Source organism: Azospirillum sp. UENF 111221 (assembly GCF_058780625.1).
Genome location: NZ_JBSNCH010000005.1, coordinates 1768875 through 1794278 on the forward strand (window position 1 = coordinate 1768875; position 25404 = coordinate 1794278).

Here is a 25404-nt window from a genome sequence, read left to right on the forward strand (position 1 = left end):
GTGGTATGGTTCAGCGGCCATCTGGTAAACGACAAGTGCGATCGCATCCTGTTGGACACAAGGCCGGCGCCATGCGCGGACCGGTCGCAATTAAGGAGGAGATGCCATGAACATCCAGGGACTGTCCGCAATCGTCACTGGCGGCGCCTCGGGCATGGGAGCGGCGACGGCGCGCCATCTGGCCGGGCTCGGCGCCAAGGTGACCGTGCTGGACGTCAACGAGGACGCGGTGCTGAAGACCGCGCATGAGATCGGCGGGCTGGGTCTTGTCTGCGACGTGACCGACGGCGCTTCGGCCGAGCGGGCGTTCGATCAGGCGCGCTCGGCCCATGGGCCGGCCCGCATCGCGGTGAACTGCGCCGGCATCGCGCCCGCCCAGCGCATCGTCGGCCGCGATGGCCCGATGCCGCTGGAGAATTTCCGGTCGGTGATCGAGATCAACTTGATCGGCAGCTTCAACATCCTGCGGCTGGCTGCGGCCGACATGGCCAAGCTGGACCCGTTGGACAGCGGCGAGCGCGGCGTGATCGTCAACACCGCCTCGGTCGCCGCCTATGAGGGGCAGATCGGGCAGGCCGCCTATGCCGCGTCGAAAGGCGGCATCGTCGCCCTGACCATCTGCGCCGCCCGCGATCTCGCCCGCAACGGCATCCGCGTGATGACGGTGGCCCCCGGCCTGATCGGGACGCCCATGCTGCTGAACATGCCGCAGGAGGTCCAGGACAGCCTCGCCGCCACCGTCCCCTTCCCCAAGCGCTTCGGCAAGCCGGAGGAATATGCCCGCCTCGTGCAGCATATCCTGGAGAACGAGATGCTGAACGGTGATGTCATCCGCCTGGACGGCGCCATCCGCATGGCCCCCCAGTAAGGACATCGCATCGGTCAGGGGCGGCTCCCTCCATCAGGGTTGGGACCGCTCCTGCAACTGTCGATGTGGTGCCTTGGGATGAGGCGATGCCCTCAGACTTCCACCATGGCGGCTTCGTCAGCGCGTTCCGCCTCGCCCAGCAGGTCGATCAGCAGGGTGGTGCAGTGCTGAAGCCGCTGGTCGGCGGTGGCGGTCGCCATGTCGCGGCCGGTCATCTCCTGCCATTCCTGCAGCATCAGCGCCAGATGCTTCCGGACGTGATCGTCCCGATCCAGTCGCCGCGTCGCCATGTCGCCTCCCCATTTTTTCGATCCGTCGGAACCGAAGCCCGACTCCGATGGCCGCGCCCGGTGGCGCGTCCTACCCTTTGTGTGGCCTCTAAGTGGGTAGTCAACCAGCCAATCAACAGTCGCAGCCCAAGATGGTCACAGCCGGCATGCGTCGCTCTTCCGGGCTTGCTCCGATGGCAACGGGGGCATGACCTGTTGGAAAAGCTGGCCCTGTTGGAAAGCGGGGCCTGAACCGACCGTTTCAGTGCCATCGGATCCGTCCCACGGCTCCATCGACTGGACCGGGACCGGCAATTCCCCGTAAGAAAACAGATCGAAGATTAGAGGAAAGGCAACCGCTTCATGACCGATGCAACGGTGCGTGCCAAACTGCTGGGCCTGCCCGGCAGCCTGCGCAGCAACTCCAACTCGCTGGCCATCCTGCGCGGACTGCAGGACGCCCTGCCGGCCGGCGCCAGCATGGACATCCGCGACCTGCGCCTGCCGCTCTACGACCAGGACATCGACACGCCGGACGCCCCGGCGGAGGTGCATGCCTTCCGTCAGGCCATTGCCGACGCCGACGGCGTGGTCATCGTCACGCCGGAATACAATTACGGCATGCCGGGCGTGCTGAAGAACGCGCTGGACTGGGCCTCGCGCCCCTATGGCAAGTCGGCGCTGATCGGCAAGCCGGTGCTGGTGATTTCCAACTCTCCCGCCTTCACCGGCGGCGTGCGGGCGCACCAGCAGGTGAACGACACACTGCTGGCGCTTCCGGCCAAGCTGCTGGGCGGCCCCCAGGTCGTGATCGGCGGCGTCGGCGAGAAGATCAAGGACGGCAAGCTGGCCGACGAAGCGGTGCTGAAATTCACGCTTGGCGCCATCGACAGGATGATCGCCGCAAAGTAGCGCCCAAAGGAAAAGGGCCGGCCCCTTCCGGAGCCGGCCCTTTTCCTTGTTCGGGTCCTGCCGACGCGATCAGTCGCGCAGGTTGCCGCAGGCGCGCTGGATGCGCTTGCACGCCTCTTCCAGCGCTTCCGTCGAGGTCGCGTAGGAGATGCGGAAGTGCGGGGCGAGGCCGAAGGCCGAACCCTGGACGACGGCGACGCCTTCGGACTCCAGCAGGTAGGTGACGAAATCCTCATCGGTCTCGATCACCTTGCCGTCCGGCGTGGTCTTGCCGATGGTCCCGGCGCAGGACGGATAGACGTAGAAGGCGCCTTCCGGCTTCGGGCAATGCAGGCCATTGGCCTGGTTCAGCATCGACACCACCAGGTCGCGGCGCTGGCGGAAAGCCTCGCCACGCTCCTTGATGAAGTCCTGCGGACCGTTCAGCGCCTCTACGGCGGCGGCCTGGGCGATGGAGGTCGGGTTGGAGGTCGACTGGCTCTGGATGACGCCGATGGCCTTGATCAGTTCCTTCGGGCCACCGGCATAGCCGATGCGCCAGCCGGTCATCGCATAGGACTTCGACACGCCGTTGACGGTCAGGGTGCGGTCGTACAGCGACGGCTCGACCTGGGCCGGGGTGACGAACTCCAGGCCGTCATACAGCAGGTGCTCGTACATGTCGTCGGTCATCACCCAGACATGCGGGTGCTTGACCAGCACGTCGGTCAGCGCCTTCATCTCGGCGCGGGTGTAGGCAGCGCCCGACGGGTTCGACGGTGAGTTCAGGATCAGCCACTTGGTCTTCGGCGTGATCGCCTTCTCCAGCTCGGCGGGCTGTAGCTTGAAACCCTGCTCGGCCGGGCAGGAGACGAAGACCGGCGTGCCTTCCGCCAGCTCGACCATGTCCGGATAGCTGACCCAATAGGGCGCCGGGATGATGACCTCGTCGCCCTGGTTCAGCGTCGCCATCAAGGCGTTGTACAGCACCTGCTTGCCGCCGACGCCGACGGTGATCTGCTCCGGCGTGTAGTTCAGGCCGTTCTCGCGCTCGAACTTGGCGCAGATCGCCTTCTTCAGAGCGGGCGTGCCGTCCACCGCGGTGTATTTGGTGTCACCGGACTCGATCGCCTTGATGGCGGCGGCCTTGATGTTGTCGGGGGTATCGAAGTCCGGCTCGCCGGCACCCAGGCCGATGACGTCGCGACCGGCCGCTTTCAGTTCGCGGGCTTTGTTGGTCACGGCGATGGTCGGCGACGGCTTGATGCGGGACAGGCGGGACGCGATGATCGACATGGCGATGGGCCCCCTCAGGGCTATAGAGACGGTGTGGCGGAGACGTCGTTGGGACGCCTGCCCCTCCGGGTGGAAGGCGCGAGGCCGGACCTTACTTGCGCTCTACCCCGGTTGCAAGGCCGGTCGGCCGGTGAAAGCCGTGCGGTTCGGCGGTTTTTCCGCCCTGTGGCTGTGCTGTACCGGACCGAGCCCGCGGGTATTTCCAACCGTCCGCGGATCGGACCCGCAGCCCCGGCAAATCCCGCACCCGACCCTTTGCAGCATTATTTCTTACAGCACAAATGAACGCCATGACGGCACGGCAGCGTCATGGCCGCTTCACTTGACAGCTTTGGCGTTGCGGTGTGTAAGGTCTGGCGTTGGGGACAAAATTCAACGAAGGGATGAGAACCGTGTTTTCCCGTATCGTGCTTGCGGCCTCGGCCGCGCTGATGCTGACCGGCGGCGTTGCTCTGGCCCAGGACGTGATCCAGACCCGCAAGGCCGGGTTCGAGGACTACAAGAAGGCGATGGGCGAGATCAAGGACGCGGTGGGCAAGGGCGACCTCGCCGCCATCGGTCCGGTCACCGATCGCATCGACGCCTTCGCCGCCAAAATCCCCAGCCTGTTCCCGCCCGGCTCCGACAAGGGCAAGACCGCGGCCAAGGAAGTGATCTGGGCCAACTTCCCGGATTTCACCGCCAAAGCGCAGGGCCTTCAGGCGTCCGCGCAGGCCCTGAAGGTTGCCGCCGCTTCCGGCGACAAGGCTGCGACGGCCAAGGCGTTCGGCGCGATGGCTGACAGCTGCAAGGCCTGCCACCAGCGTTACCGCTCCGAATAAGCGGTGCTGCTGACGGAAAAGCCCTTCCCCACCGGCGTGGGGAAGGGCTTTTTCTTTGCCCGGTCTTTCTTCGGAACAGGCCTTCTTGAAGATGGGCCTTACTTGAAGACGGGTTGCGGCGTGGCCGGCGTGCTGGCCGGCAGCAGCGGGTAGTCGACACGCGGCTGCTGGCCGGTCAATGCGGTCAGGAAGGCGGTGATCTTGTCGATCTCCTGGTCGGACAGGGTGGCGCCGAGCTGGCTCGACCCCATCACCGCGACCGCCTGGCGCAGGTCCCATACCTTGCCGGAATGGAAATAGGGGGCGGTCAGCGCGACGTTGCGCAGGGTGGGCGCGCGGAAGACATACTCGTCGTCGGCGGTCTTGGTGACGGCGAAGCGGCCCTTGTCGCCCGGCGGCAGGATCTCCGCCCCCGGCTTGGTCACGACGCCGAAGGGGAAGTAATCGTGGCCGCCGACATTGACGCCGTTGTGGCAACCGGAACAGCCCTTGTCGATGAACAGCTCAAGCCCGGCCTTCTGCGTGTCGGTCAGCGCGTCGGCCTTGCCCTCCAAATACTGGTCGAAGGGAGCGGCGGGGGTGGTCAGCGTCGCCTCGAACGCCTCGATCGCCATGGCGACATTGTCGAAGCTGACCGGGTTCTTCTCGTTCGGGAAGGCGTCGGCGAATTTGGCCTGATAGGCGGGAATGCTGTTCAGCACCGCCATCACGCGGTCGGGCGTGCTGTTCATCTCCACACCGGCCTGGATCGGCCCCTTGGCCTGGGCCTTCAGGTCTTCGGCACGGCCATCCCAGAACTGGGCGACGTTCAGCACGGCGTTCAGCACCGTCGGCGCGTTGCGCGGCCCCTTCTGCCAGCCATGGCCGACCGAGGTTTCCAGCCCGTCGACACCGCCAAGCCCCAGATTGTGGCAGCTGTTGCAGGAGAAGATGCCGCTGGCCGACAGGCGCGGATCGAAGAACAGCATCTTGCCGAGTTCGATCTTCTCGCGGGTGACCGCGTTGTTGCGAACCACGGGCAGGGTGGCGGGCAGCGGCTTGAACAGCTCGCGCGCGCGGCCCATCAGGGCATCGCCGCCCGCAGCCGGCTGATCGGCGGCCGGCGCGGTGCCGGTGCTGGCGGCAAGGATGACCAGGGCAGCGGTGGCGGCGACCAGAAGGCCTTTCAGTCCAGCGGTTGATTGGGCGGCTGGGCGGTGTCCGGTGTGTGCGTGCATGACTGGCGGTCCCCCGGCCGGCCGACATCCCCACCACAACCTGAAGGTTTATCCAGGCAAAGGGCGATCGATCCGGGAAATCGGGCCGGCATCATTGGTTTCGTGGTGTTTTGTGCGGATCAATCTGGAGTTATTCTAAACTGGAAGACGTCCAGTCCCAGATGGCGCATTGTCGCACACAACCAACGGCATATGTCGCGGAAGACAGCCCGGCGGGAGCCGCCGACAGTCTCAGCCGGCAGCGCGCAGCACCAGGAAGACCAGTCCGGCCGACGTCGCCAGGATCGCCAGCGCCAGCGCCGCCGGGGCACGGCACGGCTCCGTCGCCGCCAGCCTCGCCGGCAGGGTCTTGCGACCGGTGAGCATGGGACGGATCAGATTGTCCTTCCTGACCAGCAGATAGAAGAACACCGCGGCCACATGCAGCCCGATCAGCACGAAGATGCCGTTGGCGAGCAACCGGTGCAGCGAACCGAGCAGCGACACCGTGGCGCCGGATGCCAGCGGCACCAGTGGACCGTCGACCAGGATGTCGTCGCTGGTGAACAGGCCGCTGCCCGCCTGGACCAGCAGCACCAGCAGGAGCGCCACCACCATCAGCGCGCCCAGCGGGTTGTGGCCCAGGGTGAAGGCGGCCTCCCCACCCGCGCGGGAACGCTTCAGATAGTCGTGGATCGCCCCCGGTCCCTTTACGAACTCGGTGAAGCGGGCGGTCTGGCTGCCCACCACGCCCCAGGCCAGCCGAAACAGAACGAGAATCAGAACTGTTTCGCCTGCCAACATATGAACGGCAAGCACACCAAGCTCAGCCGACAGAATCGCGACCGCCACCGCGGCGACAAGCGCCCAATGAAACAGGCGGGTCGGCAGGTCCCAGACCCGCAGCTCCCGTCCATGTTTCTCCCGAGTCGCGGTATGACCACTTGCCATCGCTCGATCCTCGCAGTGTTCGGCCATGTTTTCGGCCCCCGTCATCTGCGGCAAATGGACGGATTCTTTATCCTGATCCTGAAAACGCCGCGGTCCCGTGGTGGCAAAGGTCGATGGACGTGTCAACAGGCTTGAAGCGCCGCCCGGACGACGGATATGAGAATGCGACGCATCAGCCGGCCTGCCGGCGCAAAGACAGCCATAACTCCCCAATCACCCCGGTTATAAGGACCCCGCCATGCCCGACAAACAGCTCCTCCACCTCGTGTTCGGCGGCGAACTCGTGCGTCCGGACTCGGACCAGTTCGTCGATCCGTCGAAGCTGCACATCGTCGGCATCTTCCCGAGCTATGAGGATGCCTACAAGGCATGGCGCGGCGCCACCGGCCAGACGATCGACGACGCCCACACCCGCTATTACATCGTCCACCTGCACCGCTTCCTCGATCCGGCAGCTGGCGATCACAAGCACTGATGCCGGCATCCGGCGGCGCGCCCGAAGCGGGATCCCAGGGTTGGGAACCGCCGGGGGCGCGCCGACGTTGACCGGTCGATGACCGTATACTTCACCAGCGACACCCATTTCGGCCATGGCGGCGCCCGCGGCCGTTTCCGCCGTCCCTTCGAGTCCACCGCTGAGATGGACGCGGCGATGGAGGCGAACTGGAACGCCACCGTCGGCCCCGGCGACGAGGTCTGGCACCTCGGCGATTTCGCCCTGCACATGAAGCCCGACGCCATGGCCGCCCTGCTCGGCCGGCTGAACGGCACCAAGCACCTGATCGCCGGCAACAACGACGGCCCGGAGACGCTGGCGCTGCCCGGCTGGGCCAGCGTCGGGCATTACGCCGAACTGACGCTGGACGGCGTCGATCTGGTGATGTGCCATTACGCCTTCCGCACCTGGAACGGCATGCACCGCAAGGCGCTGAACCTGCACGGCCACAGCCACGGCCAGTTGAAGCCGCAGCCGCGGCAGATCGACGTCGGCGTCGATGTCTGGAATTTCCGCCCGGTCACCCTGTCCGAACTGACGGTCCCCCGCCCGCGGCGCAAGGCGGTCCCGGTGTCAGGCAGCCCCTAACGCCGCCGTCTGCCGCAGACGCTCAATCAACAGGCGGCAGGCGGCGTCGGCCGGCACCGGGCGGCCGGTCAGCCAGCCCTGGACCTGGGTGCAGTTGTGGTGGCGCAGGAAGTTGGCCTGCTCGGCCTTCTCCACCCCTTCGGCAACCACATGCAGGCCCAGCATGTCGGCCATGGCGATGATGGTGGAGACGATGCCGGCGTCCTCGCGCTCGTTCGGCACGCCGTTGATGAAGGAGCGGTCGATCTTCAGCGTGGTGATCGGCAGCCGCTTCAGGTAGCTCAAGGACGAATGGCCGGTGCCGAAATCGTCCACCGCAACCCGGATCCCCATTGCCTTCAACGCCGCCAGCACCGCCAGCGCATGGTCGAGATCCTGCATCACCGCGCCTTCGGTGATTTCCAGCTCGATCAGGCCGGGAGGCAGGCCGTGGCGGTCGATGATGCGGCGGAAATCCTCGGCGCTGCGATTGCGCAGATGCTTGGGCGAGATGTTGACGGCGACCGGCACCGGCTCCATCCCGGCATCCAGCCATTCGCGCATCTGGCGGCAGGCCTCGTCGAGCACCCAGTCGCCGAGCGGGACGATGAAGCCGGTCTCCTCGGCCACCGGGATGAACTCGCCGGGCGGGATCATGGTTCCCTGAGTTTGCCCCTGCCCCGGCTTCTCCCAACGCAGCAGCGCCTCGAACCCTTCCAGCGAGTAATCGATCAGCGACACCTTGGGCTGGTAATGCAGGCGGAACTGCTTCAGCGCCAGCGCCGCCCGCAGATCGCCGTCCAGCGCCAACTGACGCCGCGCCTGTTCGGCCAGTTCCGGACGGAAGAAGGCATGGCGGCGTCCCCCATCCGCTTGGCGGCGTAGAGAGCCGTTTCGGCCGCGCGCAGAAGCACCTGCGGGTCGTCGCCGTCCCCATGGTCCCCGGCAAGATCCGTCGGGTAGACGGCGATGCCGATTGCCGGCCGGACGTAATGCTCGCAACCCGGCAGGGTGACCGGCGCGTCGAAGGCGTCGAGGATGCGCCCGGCGATTGTCGCCGCCTCGTCGGCATCGCGGATTTCCTCGAGCAGCACGGCGAAATCGTCGGTGCCGATGCGGCCGACCAGATCGGCGGCACGCACCGAGGCGACGATCCGGTGCGCAACCTCCTGCAACAGCGCGTCGCCGGCCTGATGGCCCAGCGTGTCGGTGATCAGCTTGAAGCGGGACAGGTCCAGGCACAGCACGGCGAAGGGACGCCGGTACCGGCGGCTGCGCTCCACCGCCGCTTCCAGCAGCGATTCGATCATCGCGCGGTTGGGCAGGCCGGTCAGCCGGTCGCGGGTGGCCAACCGCATCAGTTCGCGTTCATGGCGCACCCGCTCGGTTACGTCGGCCAGTGCGCAGACGAAGCCGCGCCGCCCCTGCACCACCAGCGGCGAGACGCTGAGCGAGGCGTCGATCCGCTCGCCGCTTTCGGCGCGCTCGATCGCCAACGCCTCCTCCCGCACCGGCTCGGGTACACCGGTGTCGGTGGCCATGCCGGCCAGCAGCGCATCGATCCGCACCCGGTCGGAGGCGGCGAACAGCCCGGACAGCGGACGGCCGCGAAGTTCCCCGGCAGGCACGCCGAACAGGGCGACGGCGGCGGGGTTGTGTTCCTCGATGCGGCCGCGGGCGTCGACCAGCAGGATCGCCTCGCCGACATTGTTCATGATGCCGGCCAGCCGCTCGTCCCGCTCGATCAGGGCGATGGCGGCGCGGCGGAAGAACTCCATGGCGCGGGCCATCGCACCGAATTCATCGCGGCGGTCGCGGCCGGGAATGTCGATGTCGGTCCGTCCTTCCGTCAGCAGGCGCATGCGGTCCGAGAGCGCCTCCAGCGGCCCGACCACATGCTGCGACAGAAACAGCGATCCCGGCCAGCTCAACACCAGCAACGCCGCCAGGAACAGCAGGAAGCCCGACGCCTCGATCAGGAAATCGCGGTCGAGGTCGCCGATGTCGCCGGCGGCGGCTATGGCCCAACCCCAGGCTTCGAAGCGCCCCTCCGCCGTGACCGCACGGTCGATGGCCGGCCAGCCCGACGGGACGATGCCGTCCGTGAAAATTTTGACATGAAAGGGTTTGGCCGACAGGGCCAGCAGGGCCGTCCGCGCCCGGTCGCGCGCCTCGTCGCCGGAGATCGCACCGGATGCCGCAGACTGTTCCAGATCCCGCAGAAGCAGCCCGGCGGACTCCACCAGGGCGGCGGCAAGCTGGCCCCGCTCGGCGATCATGCCCTGCCGCAGCAGGTAGAGCGCGGGGATCGCCGCCATCAGGCAGCCGATCAGGCCGATCCAGGTCAGCCAGCGGATCTTGCGGCGCAGCGTCATCGGGCTTGGCGTCGCTCTCTGGTCCGTTCGATAAACGGACGGTTGGTGATGTGAAAGGGAAGGTGACGACTTCATTTCAGTCGTGCAACGCAATTTTTCTTCGCACGCGCAAGATACGTCTGTCCAACCCATACGAAGGTTGCATGCTGCGACGCTTTGTCTCTGCTCCGCCTTCCGGTCCCCCCTGCCACTCCCCCGCCGGACAGCGAGCGGCGGGGGAGAACGGCCGGTACCGCTTCACCTCACCCCTGGCCGGGATAAAGGCGCTGGAAGCCTTCGGTGACGCGGGCGATCACCGCCGGATCGCGCTCCCGCCAATAGCGCGGGTCGCGCATCAGGGTGCGCAATTCCGCCTCGCCCTCGCCGCCGCCCGCGCGGTTGCCGGCCATCGAGAGCGCCGCCGGCTCGCTGCCGGTCATCATCGCATAGAGCGCCATGACACCTTCGTAGGTGGTCGCCAGCCCTTCCACCGCAGCCGGCGGCAGGGTCTTGCCGGCCCAGGCCAGGAGCTGCCGCGACACCTCGCGCCAGCGCTCCTCTCCGCCGAACCGGGCGACCAGCCGCTCGACCTCGCGCTCCGCCTGGAATTCGGCGGCCATGGTCTGGATCAGCGGCACCATCCGCTCGGCGGCGAGATCATAGAGAAGCTGGGCCTGATCCGCGGTGTAGCCGGCTTCGTGCAGGCGTCCGTTAATTTCCGGGTCGGACTGGAACAAGCCATGGTCGCAGGCGATGCTGTAACCGTCCGGCGTCTCCGGCGCTCCCAGCAGCCGGCGGCGCTGTGCCGGGTCGAGCGTGGCCAAATCGAAGCTGGCCGGATCGAGGGAAGCGGCCTGGGGAGGCGAGTCGGACGCGGTGTCCGGTGGTGCCTGCCGGGACTGGCCCTGCGACGACAGGCGGCGCTCCAGCTCCAGATAGGATTTCAGCAGGGCTTCGACCCGAAGGGCGCCGGTCTTGGGGTCGCGGAATTTCTCCGGAACCGGCAGCGGCGGCACCATATCGGCGGCAGCGGTGGATTCGGTCAGCAGAGTGTCGGCCATCATCAACTCCTGCAAGGAAGGGGAAAAAAGGGCGGCAGAACCGCCGATCAGCCGGCCCGTCCCCGCGCGGCCAGCGCGAGGATGGTGGCGACCAGCTGGCGCTGCCCTTCGAGGTGACGGAGCGCCGCTTCCGACGCGTCGGGCCCCAGTGCGCGGTCGAGCGTCATTGCCCGCAGCACCGCCAGCACACGCTCCCCGTCACGTCCGGCGAAGCAGCGGGCGAAGCTGGGCGCCGGGTCGGCATCCGCTGCCGCACCGATTTGCGGATCGGCAGGAAGCGTCGCCTCCAGCCAGTCCCAGCCGGCCTGCTCGATCGTCGGGCGGTCAGCCATTGGGCGGTCAGCCATTGGAGCCACCGGCACCCGCTCCGGCGTCCAGCCCGGCGCCGGCAACCTGCGCCCGCATCAGCTTGGCCGGCACGCCGAAGGCCTCGCCCAGCCAATGCGCGGTCGCCGCCGCATCCACAGTGGCCTCCGCCTCCGGCCCCAGCGCCTTGACGCTGTCCAGCCAGCGCAGCGTCGCCTGGACGTCGCGCTGCGCCTGCGCCTGGGCGAGCGGGGAACGGTGCTGCAACTCCACCAACCGGCCGTCCACGGTGATGTCCGGGATCTCGCCGCGCCGGCGCAGGATCGACACTGCCCGCAGCACCAGCGGCGTCATCAGCTCGGCCTGCAGGCGGCCATAGGTGGCGCCCAGCAGCCGCGCCATCTCGACCGAGCGTTCCAGCACCTCGGTCGCGGTCATCCGCGCCGACTCCACCGGCCCCAGCCGGTCGACCAGCAGCGCATGGCGGATGCGGCCGCGCAGATCGTCCAGCACCAGCTGCGACACGTCGAACCGGCCGGGGTTGGCCAGCGGCGTCAGGCCGGCTGACCCGACCGCCTTGGGGATGATGGTGCCGGGCACCAGCCGGATGGTGGTGGGGTTCAGCACCCCGTCATCGTCAGCCTGCCAGATGCCGGTGACGGCGATGGAGGCGTTCTTCAACACCAGTTCCACCACCTTGTTGGCGGTCTTGATGTCGGGCAGCGCCTTCATCACCGGAGAGCGGCCATAGGTCTCGCCCGGTGCCTTGAGCCAGCGGAAATTGACGAAGGGGGACTGGGCGAAGCGCCCCTGCGCCAGCCAGGACGGTTCGGCGAGCCCGCTGTCCAGCACCACGCCCCAGCGATAGGCAGTCCCGTCGGGCAGCACCGCCTCGACCAGCGGGAAGCGGCTGTCGGGCTCCCCCGCCGCCTGCTTCCGCACCTCATCTGGCAGGTCCGCACCGGGGAAGCGCTGGAGGATCTGGGCCAGCGTCGCCTCGCTACGGCGGAACGTGGCGTCCAACCGGCCGTCCGGCCCCTCCTCCAGAACCGCCTCGGCCAGCGGGACGGCGGTGAAGCGCAGGCTGGACGGGGCGCCGGGGGCGGCCTCCTCCATCAAAAGGCTGGCGGTGCCGACGGCGACGAGGTCGAGGAAGGACTGATCGATCTCCACCGCGAAGTTGGAGCGGTCGAAATGGGCCTGGACGATGCCGGCGGCACGGTCGAGCAGCGGAGCGACCCGGTCGCGCTCCGCCCCGGTCAGGGTGGGACCGGGCTGGAAGCCGAACCAGCGCGACCAGGGCGGCGTCAGTTCCGACAGCAGGCTGGCGGCCAACTGCTCGACCGCGTCGGGGGCGGTGCCGTCGAACAGCCGGTCGACCCGGCGTTCGCCCGGCGTGCCGCCGCCGCGGAAGGGCCGGCCGTTGGGCAGCGCATGGTCGTAACACTCCTGCCAATGGCTTTCCCACACGCTGCGCCGTTCGCGGGCGACGCGGTAGCGGTCAAGCAGGGCTTCCGGTTCCGACAGGTCACCCTTCCGCCGGGCGGACGGTTTCACGGCTGCGGATGCGGGCATGCGCGGTCTCCTCCAGTCAGGTGGCGGTGCAGTTGCCAGGGGGTCAGCACCCGGCGGGCGCGCAAGCCGATCAGGCGCTTGACCGCCTCGACGCAGGTGAAGGGCCCCCAGGGGGCGGGGCCGGCTGGGCGGCGCAGCGGGGCGGCGTCGACCGTCAGCCCCTGGGCGCGGTACCAGCCCGGCAGGTCGAAGTCGGCGGGCAGGTCCAGCACCGCGATGTCGGTGAAACCGGCCAGCGGATCGACCGCCACCCAGCGCCGACCGTCGGTCAGCAGGGCCAGGCAGTGGCGGAAGCCCGGCTTCAGCAACCGCAGCCACCACAAGGGCGCTTCGCCGCGATAGACGATCCAGGCGGCGGTCCAGGGGGCGGCGCTCATCGCGCGATGCCTTTGTTGCGCAGCGCCGGGGCGATCACGGTGAACGCCTCCTGCCACAGCGAATGGGCCCGCTGTTCGCGGAAGCGGTCCGGTTCCGGCGCGCTCTGGCGGCGGCCGTAATGGACCAGCACATGCAGGTGGTCGCGCATCAGCTTGCGCGCCCGGTACAGGCGGTCGACCACCTGAAGAAGGTCCTGCGGCTCGCAGGGCCGCGCGACCTGCCCACAGCCGGCGACAACCCGCGCCCCGGCTGCCTTGGCCTCATGCGCCTGCACCGCCCAGAACCACGCCTCCTCCGCATCGGCAAAGGGTTGGCCCTCGACGCTGTAGGGCTCCGGCTTCAGCGGAACGGTCCGGGAAAGGCTGGTTGCAGGCAAAGCGGTGGCGGCCGGACGCAGCATGCTGGTCTCCTTGCGGCTTCGGATTTTTTGGGAAGAGAGACACCGGACCTGCTTCGCGGCCGCGCCTTCTGTTTGCGTTATGTTCCCGCCACTGCCCGCGGTCAATGGTTTTATGAAAAAGTTCCTAGGGACGCTGTCGCCGCTTTATGAGATTATCGTCCCATGCTGAAACATACGGACATCTGGCGGGCCATCGACCGCCTCGCGGCACAGCACGGGCTCTCCGCCTCCGGGCTGGCACGGCGCGCCGGACTGGACCCGACCACCTTCAACAAGAGCAAGCGCACCACCAACGACGGCAAGCTGCGCTGGCCGTCGACGGAAAGCATCTCCAAGGTGCTGGACGCCACCGGCGCCTCCCTGTCGGAGTTCGTGTCGCTGGTCGGCGACGGCGCCGGTACCACCCCGCTGCAACGGGTTCCGGTGATCGGCTATGCCCAGGCCGGGTCGGCCGGCTATTTCGACGATGCCGGCTTCCCGGCCGGCAGCGGCTGGGACGAACTGCTGTTTCCGAGCCTGGGCGACCCGCATGCCTATGCGCTGGAGATTTCCGGCGACAGCATGGAACCGGTCTATCGCGACGGCGACACCATCATCGTCTCGCCTGCCGCGCAGATCCGCCGCAACGACCGCGTCGTCGTCCGCACCAAGGGCGGCGAGGTGATGGCCAAGCAGTTGATGCGCGAGACGGCGACCAAGATCGAACTGCTGTCGATCAACCGGGCCCACCCCGACCGCAGCATCCCGCTGTCGGACGTCGCCTGGATGGCGCGGATCATCTGGGCGAGCCAGTGAGGAGGTCAAACACCTCCCCACCCGGCGCGCGATCCTAGGAAAATTTGCCTTTACCGCATATCCCGACAGGCGCTATCGTCCATTCCATGGACCGTGCCGCCCGCCTGGACAGCCTTCACCGCACCCATGACGCCAAGCCGCCGAAGCAGGAGCTTCGCTCCGCCCTGCTCGGCGGCCCAAGCCGCGCCAACGCCCTCAAACGCGCGGCAACGCTCCGTCTGCACAGCACGCTCGCGGCGGAAGCACGCCTCGCCACGGCCCGGCGCCGCGGCGCGTTGACCGCCGCGACCTGCCGGACCGACGCGTGGCTGGCCCGGCTGGCCGCCACGCTGGCCCATCACCGCCGGGCGGCGGTGGCGTTGCTCGATCAGCGGAACGCGTATTCCCAGTAAAGCGCCCGCGCCCGCTGGAACAGCGGTCCCGCCGCAAGGCTGCGGTCCTCCACCTTGATCACCGGCACGCATTTGGCGTGGTTGCCGGTGGAAAAGACCTCGTCGGCTTCCAACACGTCCTGCGGGGTCAGGGTGCATTCCTCCACCGTCACGCCATCATTGCGCAGCAGGGCGATGATGCGCTGGCGGGTGATGCCGTTCAGGAAGCAGCCGTTCGGCACCGGCGTGCGCACCACCCCGTCCTTGGCGATGAAGAGGTTGGACGTGGCAAACTCGGCCACATTGCCGATGGCGTCCAGCATGATGGCGTTCTGGAAGCCACGCTTGCGCGCCTCGGTCAGCGCCAGCCCGGCGTTCGGATAAAGACAGGCAGCCTTGGCCTCGGTCGGGGCCATGGTCGGGATCGGCCGGCGGCGGGTGGAGATGCAGGCGGCGAAGCCCGTCGGCTGCGGCAGCGGGTCCTCGTAGATCGACAGGACGAAGCGCGTGCTCTCCGGCGCCGGGGCGACGAAGCCGTCGTCGGCGTAAAACATCGGGCGGATGTACAACTCGGCTTCCTTGGGAAAACGGCGGATGCCGTCCCAGCACAGCTCTTCGATCTCACCGGCGGTGACCATCGGCTCCAGCCCCATCACCTGGGCGGACCGGATGGCGCGGGCGCAGTGCAGGTCGAGGTCGGGGGCCACGCCCTGGAAGGCACGCGCGCCGTCGAAGACCGTCGAAGAGAGCCACAGCGTGTGGGACAGCGGTCCGACGATGGGCGGATTGCCCTCCACCCACTCGCCCTGGATCCAGCTCCACGCCTGGCCTGCCATGCCGCCCATGATTTCGGTCCTTCCCTAGAAAGAAAATGTGTCCCTACGCGGGGCGACGCCGGCCGGCACCGCCCATTCGTGGTTCGTGGTCGTTGGTGATCTCCCGAAGAGCATACCCCCTCGCCGCCATCGGTCAACCGGTGCGCACGCAATCGTCCCGTGCGATGGAGCGGATTGCGGCTTCGGCCGTTGATAGGGAAGAGCGAGCAACCGCAATCCACCGACAGAGGGAAACCGCCTCATGCCGATCGCCGATCCCGGCCTCAGCGCCGCCCCGCAGACCTTCTCCTCTGGCCCTTTCCCCGGCCCGCACGAGGATATTCCCGGCGTCGATCTGCCGGGCACCGACAACCCCGACCTGCCCAACCCCGGCGGCCCCGGCACCACCGACAGCCCGGCTCCCGGCAACGACCTGCCGCCATCGCGCCCGACCGACCCGGACTTCGTCTGAGAAGCCCCAAAATGAAAAAAGGCGCCCCCGAAGGGGCGCCTTTTCCGTGTCGCGAACGTTTGTCCGCGATCAGCGGCGCGCAACCATCAGCTTCTTGATCTCGGCGATGGCCTTGGCGGGGTTCAGACCCTTCGGGCACGCCTTGGTGCAATTCATGATGGTGTGGCAGCGATAGAGGCGGAACGGGTCCTCGAGGTTGTCGAGGCGCTCGCCCGTCATCTCGTCGCGGCTGTCGGCGATCCAGCGATAGGCCTGGAGCAGGATCGACGGGCCGAGGTAACGGTCGCCGTTCCACCAGTAGCTGGGGCACGAGGTCGAACAGCAGAAGCACAGGATGCATTCGTAGAGGCCGTCCAGCTTGGCGCGGTCCTCCGGCGACTGCAGCCGCTCGCGGCTCGGGGCCGGCGACTGCGATTGCAGCCACGGCTTGATCGAGGCGAGCTGGGCATAGATGTGCTTCAGGTCGGGGACCAGATCCTTCACCACCGGCATGTGCGGCAGCGGGTAGATCTTGACGTCGCCCGGCACGTCCTCGATGGCCTTCAGGCAGGCCAGCGTGTTCGTGCCGTCGATGTTCATCGCGCACGACCCGCAGATGCCCTCGCGGCAGGAGCGCCGGAAGGTCAGCGTGCTGTCGACCTGATTCTTGATATAGATGATCGCGTCGAGGATCATCGGCCCGAACTTGTCGAGGTCGACCACATAGGAGTCGACGCGCGGGTTCTGTCCGTCGTCCGGGTTCCAGCGGTAGATCTTGAAGGTCTTGGCCCGCTTGGCGCCGCTCGCGACGTTCACGGTCTTGCCGACGCCGACCTTGGAGTTGGCTGGCAGGTTGAATTCAACCATGGCTGATTTCCTTTATCCGGCGGGCCTTAGTACACACGGGCCTTGGGCGGGAAGACCTCGACCTCATCGGTCAGCGTGTACATATGGACCGGGCGGTAATCGATCTTCGTCTCGCCATTGTCCGCGACCCAGATGACGGTGTGCTTCATCCAGCCTTCATCGTCGCGGTTCGGATAGTCCTCACGGGCATGGGCGCCGCGGCTCTCCGGACGGTTCTGGGCGGAATGCAGGGTGGCGACCGCCTGACCCAGCAAATTGTCCAGCTCCAGCGCTTCGACCAGATCGGAGTTCCAGACCAGCGAGCGGTCGGAGATGGCGATCTCGCCCTTCTTGGCATAGACCGCGTCGATCTTCTTGACGCCTTCGTCCAGGACCTCGCCGGTGCGGAAGACGGCGCAGTTGTTCTGCATCGTCCGCTGCATGTCCAGCCGCAGGTCGGCCGACTTGATCGAGCCCTTGGCGTTGCGGATGCGGTCGAACCGCTCCAGCGCCTTGTCGCAAGCGTCCGGCTTGACCGACGGGGCCTTGCCCGGCTGGACGATCTCGGCGGCGCGGATGGCGGCCGCACGGCCGAACACCACCAGATCGAGCAGCGAGTTGGAGCCCAGGCGGTTCGCGCCATGGACCGACACGCAGGCCGCCTCGCCAATCGCCATCAGGCCCGGCACCACCTGATCCGGGTTCGAAGCGGTCGGCGACAGCACCTCGCAGTGAACGTTGGTCGGGATGCCGCCCATGTTGTAGTGGACGGTCGGCAGAACCGGGATCGGCTCCTTCGTGACGTCCACGCCGGCGAAGATCTTGGCCGTCTCGGCGATGCCGGGCAGGCGCTGGTGAATGATTTCCGGCGGCAGATGCTCGAGGTGCAGGTGGATGTGGTCCTTGTGCTCACCCACGCCGCGGCCTTCGCGGATCTCGATGGTCATCGAGCGGGACACGACGTCGCGCGACGCCAAATCCTTGGCCGACGGGGCATAGCGCTCCATGAAGCGCTCGCCGTTGGAGTTGGTCAGGTATCCGCCCTCGCCGCGCACGCCCTCGGTGATGAGGCAGCCGGAGCCGTAGATGCCGGTCGGGTGGAACTGCACGAACTCCATGTCCTGCAGAGGCAGGCCGGCGCGCAGGACCATGCCGCCGCCGTCGCCGGTGCAGGTGTGGGCCGACGTCGCCGAGAAGTAGGCGCGGCCGTAGCCGCCGGTCGCCAGCACCACCAGCTGGCCGCGGAAGCGGTGCAGCGTGCCGTCGTCCAGGTTCCAGGCCAGCACGCCCTTGCAGACGCCGTCCTCCATGATGAGGTCGAGCGCGAAGTATTCGACGAAGAACTCCGCCTCATGCTTCAGCGACTGCTGGTAGAGGGTGTGCAGGATGGCGTGGCCGGTGCGGTCGGCGGCGGCGCAGGTGCGATAGGCCTGGGTCTTGCCGTACTGCGCGGTCATGCCGCCGAAGGCGCGCTGGTAGATCTTGCCTTCCGGCGTGCGCGAGAAGGGCACGCCGTAGTGCTCCAGCTCGATGATCGCCGGGATGGCCTCGCGGCACATGTACTCGATGGCGTCCTGGTCGCCCAGCCAGTCCGACCCCTTCACGGTGTCGTACATGTGGTAGCGCCAGTCGTCCTCGCCCATGTTGCCGAGCGCGGCCGAGATGCCGCCCTGCGCCGCCACGGTATGGGAGCGGGTCGGGAACACCTTGGTGATGCAGGCGGTCTTCAGGCCCTTTTCGGCCATGCCGAAGGTGGCGCGCAGACCGGCGCCGCCGGCGCCGACGACGACGACGTCATAGGTGTGGTCGATGATGTTGTAGGCGGTCGCCATGGTCGTCAGGCTCCGATGAAGATCTTCACGACGGCCAGCACGCAGGCGGCCGCCAGGGCGAAGGACAGGAACTTGACGCCGATGATCAGCGCCATCTTCTGCCATTCGGCATGCACGTAGTCCTCGATGACCACCTGGAGCCCGGACTGGGCGTGGTGGAAGGTGACCACGGCGGTGAGGATCATCATCACGGCCGAAAAGGGCGACTTCATCCAGGCAATGAAGGCGGCGTGATCGGCACCCAGATGACGGATGACGCCGAAAACGAACCAGACGGTCAGCGGGACCAGGGCGATCGCGGTCAGACGCTGCGACCACCAATGTTCGGTGCCATGCTTGGCGGAACCCAGACCGCGTGCGACCTGCAACGGCGAGCGGAGGGTCTTGCTATTGGACGCCATGTCTTATCTCCTCACCACACGGCCAGGCCGACGATCCAGGTCAGCACGGTCAGCACTGCCGTCGCGCCGAGGACGACCTTGTTGTTGCGGTCGGCGTCGGTCAGCTCGAACGACTTGCCGGCGTCCCAGACCAGGTGGCGGATGCCGTTGCACAGGTGGTAGTAGAGCGCCGCCGACCAGCCGAACATCAGCAGCAGGCCGAAGAAGGAGCCGATGAAGCCCTGCGCGCGCGCAAACGCTTCCGGACCGGCAGCGGCGGCAACCAGCCACCAGACCAGCAGGAGCGTGCCCACAGCCAGCCCGACGCCCGTGATGCGGTGCGTGATGGACATGACTGCGGTCAACGGGAGTTTGTAGACTTGAAGGTGCGGGGAGAGCGGCCGACCGCTGCCGTTTGCCATTGCGTCGTCCTCTGTTCGCGGCCGGACGCGGCGCAACATGACGATTGCCGCGGCGGCTGGGTGGTGCGTGCCCTTTTGAGACGGCTGTCCCGTCCTATTGGTTGGCGCAATGAATTACGCTCACGCAGCATCCGAGTCAACGGCGGGGGGTGGCCGAAAGTGCTGGTGTGACGATTTTGGCGCAGCGCGGGAAGTGGCTGAAAAGAAACGGCCTTCCGGTCCTGTGGTAATACCAGCCAATGAGGACAGTCCGGGACCGCCGCGCTTGCGCTGGCGCTACTTGTCGAAGCGCCGCACGTTCTCGACCATCATCGAGTACATCTGCGTAATCAGTTCCGCCGGACGCAGACGACCGAACGGAATGTTGTCCTTCGCCCATTCGACCAGCCCCGGCGGCGGCTTCACCGGCGCCACCTCGTACCCCGCCTTCTTCAGGGCGGCGGTCACCGCCTTCGCCTGCTTGGCATAATCCTCGTTGAAGAAGGACTTGTCGGCATCCTTGATCGCCTTGGCGATGATGTCCTCGATGGGGGCGGGCATGCCGATGCTGGAACCGGATCTGGTTGGCGGACGTGGCGACACCCTGTCACAGCGCGGAGCCGTCCGCAATTCCGGGGGGAGGCGGACGGCATCGGCGAAGCCCTCGAACATACAGGGAACATGGATGCCCGGCGGCTGGATTTCAACACGCCCGGCCTAAAGCCCCTCGTCATCGAAAGTATCGTCGGCTGTCCCTTACGAGACCAGCGCCGCGTCCTTCTCCGCGATGACGTTGGCGATGGCGGCGCGTTCGGCGGCGGTCAAGCGCAGGCTGGCGCTCTTCAGCTGGCCACAGGCGGCCATAATGTCCTCGCCGCGCGGGGTGCGGACCGGGCTGGCATAGCCGGCGTTGTTGACGATGTCGCCGAAGACCTGGATCGCCTTTGCGGTCGACCGCTCATAGGGAGCGCCCGGCCATTCGTTGAAGGGGATCAGGTTGATCTTGGCCGGAACGCCTTCCAGCAGCTTGACCAGTGCCCGCGCATCGGCCGGCGTGTCGTTGATCCCCTTCAGCATCACATATTCGAAGGTGATGCGGCGGGCGTTCGACAGGCCCGGATAGTTCCGGCAGGCGTCCATCAGCTCGCGCAGCGGGTATTTGCGGTTGATGGGCATGATGATGTCGCGCAGCTCGTCGGTCACCGCGTGCAGGCTGACCGCGAGGTTCACGTTCAGCTCCTGGCCGCAGCGCTCCATCATCGGCACGACGCCGGAGGTCGACAGGGTGATGCGCCGCTTGGAGATCGAGATGCCGTCGCCGTCCATCACGATCTTCAACGCCTTGGCGACGTTGTCGTAATTGAACAGCGGTTCGCCCATGCCCATCATGACGATGTTGGACAGCATGCGCCCGTCGGGCGGCGCCGGCCATTCGCCCAGCATGTCGCGCGCCAGCATCACCTGCGCCACGATCTCCGCCGCGTCCAGATTGCGCACCAGACGCTGCGTGCCGGTGTGGCAGAAGCGGCATGTCAGCGTGCAGCCGACCTGGGAGGAGACGCAGAGCGTGCCGCGATCCTCCTCGGGGATGTGGACGCTCTCCACCTCCTGCCCGTCGGGCATGCGCAGCAGCCACTTGCGGGTGCCGTCCGCCGACTTCAAATCCGTCACCACCGTCGGCCGCGCCACGATGTAGGCGTCGGCCAGCTTTTCCCGCACCGGCTTGGCCAGCGTGGTCATTTCGGTGAAATCGGTGGAGCCGCGGTGGTAGAGCCAGTGCCAGAGCTGGCGTGCCCGGAACTTTTCCAGGCCGATCGACAGCATCTCGGCTTCCAGCTCTTCGCGGGACAGGCCGACAAGGTTCTTGCGTCCGTCGGCATCGGTCGCCGGCAGAACGAAGGCGGAAGCATGATTGGAGGCGCTCATGGCCCCATTACATAGGGCCATGAGCGCGCGGAGTCAAAAGACTCGAAGGCAAAAAGACCAAGTAATCCGCTGCGGCGATCAGCGCTTCACGCCGCAGGCCTCGTTGATGGCGTCATAGGCCTGCCCGACGCCGGCCAAGCTGTAGGTGTCGGTCGTCTTGGTGCCACGGCCGGACACGCCCTTCACCACCATCTGCTTGCCGTTGCGCAGCGCCGCGGTCACGGTGCGGTCGGCATCGGCATCGCGAGCCCAGGCGGTCTCGCCGTCGGTGAACAGCTTGAAGTCCTTGCCGTCGATGCTGACCTCGGCCTCGCTGCCCTTCTTGAACGGATAGCCGACGATGACGCTGACGACGTCAAGGGCCTTTTCCGCCGGGCGGTGGGTGACCAGCGTGTAGATGTCGCCGCGCTTCGCCTTCGGCTCCGACTTCTTGGGCTGGCTGGAGATGTAGCACACCTTCTGGCCCTTCTCCTCGAACAGGAACGCGTTCCAGTCCTTGAAGGTGCCGAGGTGGCGCGGGTCGGCCGCGGCGGCCGGCGCGGCGGTCATGCCGGCGGCCAGAAAGCCGGCGGCGAGGATGGAAGAGACGACAGAACCGGCAAAGACGGCCCCGGCAAATCGGCGGACGGCGTTGGGAAGCAACATCGGTCTTGCGTCTGCTCGTTGTTGGTCCGTGGGGTGCGGGCGGACACTACCCCAAACGGACTGACCATTCCAAGACCGCCGGGCCGGTGCAGGGTCGTTTCTCACAGGCCGCCCTGCTCGCCGCGTGACATTTTGACACGCATAAGCACAATGGAGGGTCATAAACTTGCCGCTGGCGTAACCATGGGTTCACGCTATACCTGCGCCCGGCATGAATGCGACGGGGACTGGCATGGCCAAGCTGCTGGTGGTGGACGACGATCCGGTCACGCGCAACCTGATCCGCGCGATCCTGACCCGCGAAGGCCATGACCTGACCCTGTGCTCCAGCGCCCCGGAAGCCATCGGCATCCTTTACGTCCAACAGTTCGACCTCGTCCTCACCGACATCATCATGCCGGACCATGACGGGTTCGAGGTCATCAAGGCCGCGCGGACGCTGCGTCCGGAGATGCCGGTCGTCATCCTGTCGGCCATCGACGACAAGGTGCCGGCCGAACTGACATCCGCCGCCTTCGCCAAGCTGGGCGTGTCGCGTGTCATCTCCAAGCCGGTCAATCCCGGCCTGCTGGCTTCGGAGCTGTTGGCAGCACTTGTCGCCGGTTGAATGAATCGTGCAATGGGATTACTTTGCCGGACGCGCACCGCAGACGCGCAACCGCTGGGAATGCCATGCTCCACGACGATGCACGGCCAGAGATGGCCGATCCGGTCGCCAAACCACCTTTCAAGGTTCTGGTCGTCGATTCCGATCCGTCGCTGCTGGCCAAGGCACGGTCGGCGCTGGACGGGCTGTCGATCGACGGCGCCGGGGTCGAGCTGACCGGCGCCACCTCCGCCGCCGAGGCGCGCGACGCCTTGCAGCGGCATCCCGACACCGCCCTGATCCTGCTGGAAACCGCGCTTGAAGGCCCGAAGGCGGGGTTGGAGCTGGTGGCCTATCTGCGGCGCGAACTGGGCAACCAGCGCACCCGCATCCTGGTCTGCACCGATGAACGGGAGGACGAAGCCGGGAACGGGGATACGGGAAGCGAGGATGAGGCCATCGCCGCCAACGACGTCGGCGACTGGCGGGTCAAGGCGGAGCTGACGCCGCGCGCCCTGCGCACCGCCGTTGCTGGCCAGCTGCGCACCTTCGCCAGCCTCCAGACGCTGGCGGCGGGGCGCAAGGGGCTGGCCCGCATGCTGGTGGCCACCACCGGCCTCTTGGAGATGCGCACGCCCGACGTGCTGTTTCCCAACATCCTGCCGCGCGTCGTCGGACTGCTCGGCATCGGCCACCATGCGCTTCTCTGCATCCAGGGCGACACTCTGCCGCGCGACCGCAAGATCCGCGTGCGCGCCTCCACCGGCCGCTTCGCCAAGTGGAAGGACGTGGAGGTCGCGGAGCTTGGCGAGCCGCGGGTGGAGGCGGCGCTGGAGCGGCTGTCGCCCAGCAGCGAGACGATCATCGAGCCGGATTTCTGTGCGCTGCGCCTGCGCGCCAACGGCGGCATCACCGGCATGATCTATGTCGAGGGCCGCAACGACGGCACCGCCCGCGAATGGCAGCTGATGGAGCTGTTCCGCAACAAATGTTCCATCGCCTTCGAAAACGCCCTGCTGATCGAGGAACTGAACACCTCGCAGAAGGCCACCGTCCTGGCGATGGGCGCGCTGGCAGAATACAAGGACAACGCCGCCACCGGCCATCTCCAGCGCATCGAGAAGCTGGTGGGCTCCATCGCCCGCGAGTTGCACCAACGCGAGAAGTTCCGGGACGAGCTTGATGCCGACTTCGTCGAGAAGGTCGGGCTGGCGGCCCTGCTGCACGATGTCGGCATGCTGAGCGTGTCGGACGAGACGCTGGGCATGCCGGGCGAGCTGACCGGCATCGACATGCAGATGATCCAGCGCCACACCGAGATCGGCCACCGCATCCTGGCCGAGGCGGCGGTGCCGCTGCGTGGCCGGTCGCTGCTGTCCATCGCGGCGGAGATCGCGCGCTACCATCACGAACGCTACGACGGATCGGGCTATCAGGAGGGTCTGCGCGGCAGCGCCATCCCCATCGGCGCCCGCATCATGGCGGTGGCCGACGTGTTCGACGCGCTGATCACCAGCCGCCAGTACCGCAGCGCCTGGGCGGTGGAGGATGCGATGGCCTGGATCGTCGAACGGTCGGGCCGCGACTTCGACCCCGACGTCGTCGATGCCTTCGTGCACGTTGTCCGCCGCTTCCAGACCGACGACCCTGGCTGGTTCCCAAAGGCGGGGGGTGGCCACGGCATGCTGGGCGGCGCCATCGGCCGCAAGCTGCGCGCCCTGTTCGGCCGCCGGGCGGAGGCGATGTAGCCTCTCTCCTGGCAAAGGTGCATCGCTTTGGCAGGATATTGATGCCCGTCGGCAACTACGCCACTCACGCAGACAGAGAAAGCCCATTATTCTTTCCGGCACATCGCCCAAGCCGGAGACCGTGCCATGCTGGACCTGCGACCCAACTGCGAATGCTGCGACCGCGACCTGCCGCCCGAGGCGACGGACGCCTATATCTGTTCCTTTGAATGCACCTTCTGCGCCGATTGCCGTGCCCGGCTGCCGGGGGAGCGCTGCCCGAACTGCGGGGGCGAGCTGTTGCGGCGGCCGATCCGCCCGGCGGCGAAGCTGGCGGCCAACCCGCCGTCGGCCACGCGCATCGTGAAGCCGGACGGCTGCACCCCGCTGTTCTAGCCCTGACGGATCGAAGGCCCGGATCGGCAGTGCTGTCGCTGGCGTTCGCCGCGCAAATCGGCCAGACTGGCGCTATCGCTCCCGGGGATCCGCCCCCGGACGGAGCGCAGGGACCGTCGCAGCATGCTCACGCTCTACAGCTTTCCCACGCCCAACGGACGCAAGGCCTCCATCCTGCTGGAGGAGTTGGGACTGCCCTATACCGTCCACCGTGTCGATCTGGCCGCCGGCGAGAACAAGCGGCCGGACTTCCTGGCGGTCAGCCCGATCACCAAAATCCCGGCGCTGGCGGAAGAGCTTCCGGGCGGCCGGGTGCGGCGCCTGTTCGGCTCCGGCGCCATCCTGCTGCATTTCGCCGAGCGCACCGGCCGGCTGCTGCCCGAGGATGAGGACGAGCGGGCCGAGGCGATGAGCTGGTTCATGCTGGGCATCAGCGACCTCGGCCCCACCGCCATCGACATGCAGCGCTTCGCCGCCCGCTCTCCTGACCGCATCCCCCATGCCATCGACCTGTACAAGGGCGAGCTGATGCGCTGCTATGCGGCGCTGGAGGAGCGGCTGGGCGCGGCGGAGCATTTGGCCGGCGCCTCCTACTCCATCGCCGACATCGCCTGCTTCCCCTTCATCGCCGCCGCGGCGGTGGCGGGCGGCGGATTGCTGGAACGCTTCCCCAACCTGAAGCGCTGGCACGACACCGTCGCCGCAAGGCCGGCGGTCCAGCGCGGAATGTCGGTGCCCGATCTGGCCGCTTCCGGCTGAGCGGACGATCCTCGCCCCTCAGCCGTCCTCACCCGGTTTTCCCCG

General features: G+C 67.2%; 31 protein-coding genes. 12 read left to right on the top strand and 19 right to left on the bottom strand.

What is annotated here, in order from left to right; genetic code table 11:
- The first annotated feature begins 106 nt into the window (after positions 1–106).
- On the top strand, positions 107–868 hold the full coding sequence (locus ACWPN3_RS22965; protein WP_492241272.1) for an SDR family NAD(P)-dependent oxidoreductase: 762 nt from the start codon (positions 107–109) through the stop codon (positions 866–868).
- Between the two features lie 92 nt (positions 869–960).
- Here ACWPN3_RS22965 and ACWPN3_RS22970 read toward each other — a convergent pair whose 3' ends face one another.
- Positions 961–1158 carry a hypothetical protein gene (locus ACWPN3_RS22970; protein ID WP_109445842.1) on the bottom strand — a complete coding sequence of 66 codons (198 nt, stop codon included), beginning with the start codon at positions 1156–1158 and terminating at the stop codon, positions 961–963.
- A gap of 342 nt (positions 1159–1500) precedes the next feature.
- Between ACWPN3_RS22970 and ACWPN3_RS22975 the strand changes: the two genes are divergently transcribed.
- A complete protein-coding gene (locus ACWPN3_RS22975) occupies positions 1501–2049 on the top strand; it encodes an NADPH-dependent FMN reductase (protein WP_109445844.1) in 549 nt (182 codons plus the stop codon).
- Between the two features lie 69 nt (positions 2050–2118).
- Here the strand turns inward: ACWPN3_RS22975 and ACWPN3_RS22980 are convergent, their stop codons facing one another.
- Positions 2119–3324: an aspartate transaminase gene (locus ACWPN3_RS22980; protein ID WP_109445846.1), complete on the bottom strand. Its 1206-nt coding sequence runs from the start codon at positions 3322–3324 to the stop codon at positions 2119–2121.
- 383 nt (positions 3325–3707) lie between these two features.
- On the opposite strand from ACWPN3_RS22980, the gene ACWPN3_RS22985 reads away from it, so the two are divergent.
- Positions 3708–4145 carry a c-type cytochrome gene (locus tag ACWPN3_RS22985; protein WP_109445848.1) on the top strand — a complete coding sequence of 146 codons (438 nt, stop codon included), beginning with the start codon at positions 3708–3710 and terminating at the stop codon, positions 4143–4145.
- A gap of 98 nt (positions 4146–4243) precedes the next feature.
- Here the strand turns inward: ACWPN3_RS22985 and ACWPN3_RS22990 are convergent, their stop codons facing one another.
- Positions 4244–5362 carry a cytochrome-c peroxidase gene (locus ACWPN3_RS22990; RefSeq protein ID WP_492241273.1) on the bottom strand — a complete coding sequence of 373 codons (1119 nt, stop codon included), beginning with the start codon at positions 5360–5362 and terminating at the stop codon, positions 4244–4246.
- A 231-nt stretch (positions 5363–5593) separates the two neighbouring features.
- The gene (locus tag ACWPN3_RS22995; RefSeq protein ID WP_492241274.1) at positions 5594–6292 is read right to left on the bottom strand and encodes a cytochrome b/b6 domain-containing protein; all 699 of its coding nucleotides are present in this window, start codon (positions 6290–6292) and stop codon (positions 5594–5596) included.
- Between the two features lie 238 nt (positions 6293–6530).
- Between ACWPN3_RS22995 and ACWPN3_RS23000 the strand changes: the two genes are divergently transcribed.
- Both ACWPN3_RS23000 and ACWPN3_RS23005 read left to right on the top strand, forming a co-directional pair.
- On the top strand, positions 6531–6767 hold the full coding sequence (locus ACWPN3_RS23000) for a DUF4170 domain-containing protein (protein ID WP_098738845.1): 237 nt from the start codon (positions 6531–6533) through the stop codon (positions 6765–6767).
- A gap of 78 nt (positions 6768–6845) precedes the next feature.
- Entirely contained in the window at positions 6846–7376 is a 531-nt protein-coding gene (locus tag ACWPN3_RS23005) for a metallophosphoesterase family protein (protein WP_492241275.1), read from the top strand.
- Here ACWPN3_RS23005 and ACWPN3_RS23010 read toward each other — a convergent pair.
- The 7 genes from ACWPN3_RS23010 to ACWPN3_RS23040 form a co-directional block, all read right to left on the bottom strand.
- Positions 7362–8165 (bottom strand): putative bifunctional diguanylate cyclase/phosphodiesterase, encoded by an 804-nt coding sequence (locus ACWPN3_RS23010; RefSeq protein WP_492261763.1) that lies wholly within the window; start codon positions 8163–8165, stop codon positions 7362–7364. The two genes, ACWPN3_RS23005 and ACWPN3_RS23010, sit on opposite strands and share 15 nt — an antisense overlap.
- Complete coding sequence (locus ACWPN3_RS23015; RefSeq protein ID WP_492261764.1) at positions 8126–9730, bottom strand: diguanylate cyclase domain-containing protein; 1605 nt, start codon at positions 9728–9730, stop codon at positions 8126–8128. Before ACWPN3_RS23015 ends, ACWPN3_RS23010 begins: the two co-directional genes overlap by 40 nt.
- A gap of 242 nt (positions 9731–9972) precedes the next feature.
- Positions 9973–10773: a capsid assembly protein gene (locus ACWPN3_RS23020; protein WP_492241277.1), complete on the bottom strand. Its 801-nt coding sequence runs from the start codon at positions 10771–10773 to the stop codon at positions 9973–9975.
- Positions 10774–10817: 44 nt separating this feature from the next.
- The gene (locus ACWPN3_RS23025) at positions 10818–11117 is read right to left on the bottom strand and encodes a Bbp19 family protein (RefSeq protein WP_492241278.1); all 300 of its coding nucleotides are present in this window, start codon (positions 11115–11117) and stop codon (positions 10818–10820) included.
- Positions 11110–12651 carry a portal protein gene (locus tag ACWPN3_RS23030; RefSeq protein WP_492261765.1) on the bottom strand — a complete coding sequence of 514 codons (1542 nt, stop codon included), beginning with the start codon at positions 12649–12651 and terminating at the stop codon, positions 11110–11112. The genes ACWPN3_RS23025 and ACWPN3_RS23030 overlap by 8 nt, the downstream gene beginning before the upstream one ends.
- Positions 12630–13028: a hypothetical protein gene (locus ACWPN3_RS23035; protein ID WP_492241280.1), complete on the bottom strand. Its 399-nt coding sequence runs from the start codon at positions 13026–13028 to the stop codon at positions 12630–12632. The genes ACWPN3_RS23030 and ACWPN3_RS23035 overlap by 22 nt, the downstream gene beginning before the upstream one ends.
- Positions 13025–13429: a hypothetical protein gene (locus ACWPN3_RS23040; RefSeq protein WP_109445866.1), complete on the bottom strand. Its 405-nt coding sequence runs from the start codon at positions 13427–13429 to the stop codon at positions 13025–13027. Before ACWPN3_RS23040 ends, ACWPN3_RS23035 begins: the two co-directional genes overlap by 4 nt.
- A gap of 162 nt (positions 13430–13591) precedes the next feature.
- Here ACWPN3_RS23040 and ACWPN3_RS23045 point away from each other — a divergent pair, with 162 nt between their 5' ends.
- Positions 13592–14224 carry a S24 family peptidase gene (locus ACWPN3_RS23045; protein ID WP_109445868.1) on the top strand — a complete coding sequence of 211 codons (633 nt, stop codon included), beginning with the start codon at positions 13592–13594 and terminating at the stop codon, positions 14222–14224.
- A 44-nt stretch (positions 14225–14268) separates the two neighbouring features.
- Entirely contained in the window at positions 14269–14616 is a 348-nt protein-coding gene (locus ACWPN3_RS23050) for a hypothetical protein (protein ID WP_492241281.1), read from the top strand.
- On the opposite strand, the gene ACWPN3_RS23055 is transcribed toward ACWPN3_RS23050, so the two are convergent.
- Positions 14592–15440, bottom strand: coding sequence for a branched-chain amino acid aminotransferase (locus ACWPN3_RS23055; RefSeq protein ID WP_109445872.1), 849 nt, complete (start codon positions 15438–15440; stop codon positions 14592–14594). The two genes, ACWPN3_RS23050 and ACWPN3_RS23055, sit on opposite strands and share 25 nt — an antisense overlap.
- A 232-nt stretch (positions 15441–15672) precedes the next feature.
- On the opposite strand from ACWPN3_RS23055, the gene ACWPN3_RS23060 reads away from it, so the two are divergent.
- The gene (locus ACWPN3_RS23060; protein ID WP_109445874.1) at positions 15673–15882 is read left to right on the top strand and encodes a hypothetical protein; all 210 of its coding nucleotides are present in this window, start codon (positions 15673–15675) and stop codon (positions 15880–15882) included.
- A 69-nt stretch (positions 15883–15951) separates the two neighbouring features.
- On the opposite strand, the gene ACWPN3_RS23065 is transcribed toward ACWPN3_RS23060, so the two are convergent.
- From ACWPN3_RS23065 to ACWPN3_RS23095, 7 genes are all read right to left on the bottom strand, one after another.
- Positions 15952–16728 (bottom strand): succinate dehydrogenase iron-sulfur subunit, encoded by a 777-nt coding sequence (locus tag ACWPN3_RS23065; RefSeq protein ID WP_377808385.1) that lies wholly within the window; start codon positions 16726–16728, stop codon positions 15952–15954.
- Between the two features lie 26 nt (positions 16729–16754).
- The gene (sdhA, locus tag ACWPN3_RS23070; protein ID WP_109051846.1) at positions 16755–18539 is read right to left on the bottom strand and encodes a succinate dehydrogenase flavoprotein subunit; all 1785 of its coding nucleotides are present in this window, start codon (positions 18537–18539) and stop codon (positions 16755–16757) included.
- Between the two features lie 5 nt (positions 18540–18544).
- Positions 18545–18940, bottom strand: a complete 396-nt coding sequence (gene sdhD, locus ACWPN3_RS23075) for a succinate dehydrogenase, hydrophobic membrane anchor protein (protein ID WP_098738834.1) — start codon at positions 18938–18940, stop codon at positions 18545–18547.
- 11 nt (positions 18941–18951) lie between these two features.
- Complete coding sequence (sdhC, locus tag ACWPN3_RS23080; protein ID WP_098738833.1) at positions 18952–19341, bottom strand: succinate dehydrogenase, cytochrome b556 subunit; 390 nt, start codon at positions 19339–19341, stop codon at positions 18952–18954.
- A 276-nt stretch (positions 19342–19617) separates the two neighbouring features.
- On the bottom strand, positions 19618–19881 hold the full coding sequence (locus tag ACWPN3_RS23085; protein ID WP_014248979.1) for a hypothetical protein: 264 nt from the start codon (positions 19879–19881) through the stop codon (positions 19618–19620).
- 195 nt (positions 19882–20076) lie between these two features.
- A complete protein-coding gene (gene rlmN / locus ACWPN3_RS23090; RefSeq protein WP_109445876.1) occupies positions 20077–21246 on the bottom strand; it encodes a dual-specificity RNA methyltransferase RlmN in 1170 nt (389 codons plus the stop codon).
- A 78-nt stretch (positions 21247–21324) separates the two neighbouring features.
- Positions 21325–21891: an invasion associated locus B family protein gene (locus ACWPN3_RS23095; protein ID WP_109445878.1), complete on the bottom strand. Its 567-nt coding sequence runs from the start codon at positions 21889–21891 to the stop codon at positions 21325–21327.
- A gap of 232 nt (positions 21892–22123) precedes the next feature.
- On the opposite strand from ACWPN3_RS23095, the gene ACWPN3_RS23100 reads away from it, so the two are divergent.
- From ACWPN3_RS23100 to ACWPN3_RS23115, 4 genes are all read left to right on the top strand, one after another.
- Positions 22124–22498 (top strand): response regulator, encoded by a 375-nt coding sequence (locus tag ACWPN3_RS23100; protein WP_109445880.1) that lies wholly within the window; start codon positions 22124–22126, stop codon positions 22496–22498.
- 65 nt (positions 22499–22563) lie between these two features.
- The gene (locus ACWPN3_RS23105; protein ID WP_492241282.1) at positions 22564–24225 is read left to right on the top strand and encodes an HD domain-containing protein; all 1662 of its coding nucleotides are present in this window, start codon (positions 22564–22566) and stop codon (positions 24223–24225) included.
- Between the two features lie 126 nt (positions 24226–24351).
- Complete coding sequence (locus tag ACWPN3_RS23110) at positions 24352–24600, top strand: DUF1272 domain-containing protein (protein ID WP_492241283.1); 249 nt, start codon at positions 24352–24354, stop codon at positions 24598–24600.
- A 123-nt stretch (positions 24601–24723) separates the two neighbouring features.
- On the top strand, positions 24724–25359 hold the full coding sequence (locus tag ACWPN3_RS23115) for a glutathione S-transferase family protein (RefSeq protein ID WP_098738827.1): 636 nt from the start codon (positions 24724–24726) through the stop codon (positions 25357–25359).
- Positions 25360–25404 lie beyond the last annotated feature (45 nt).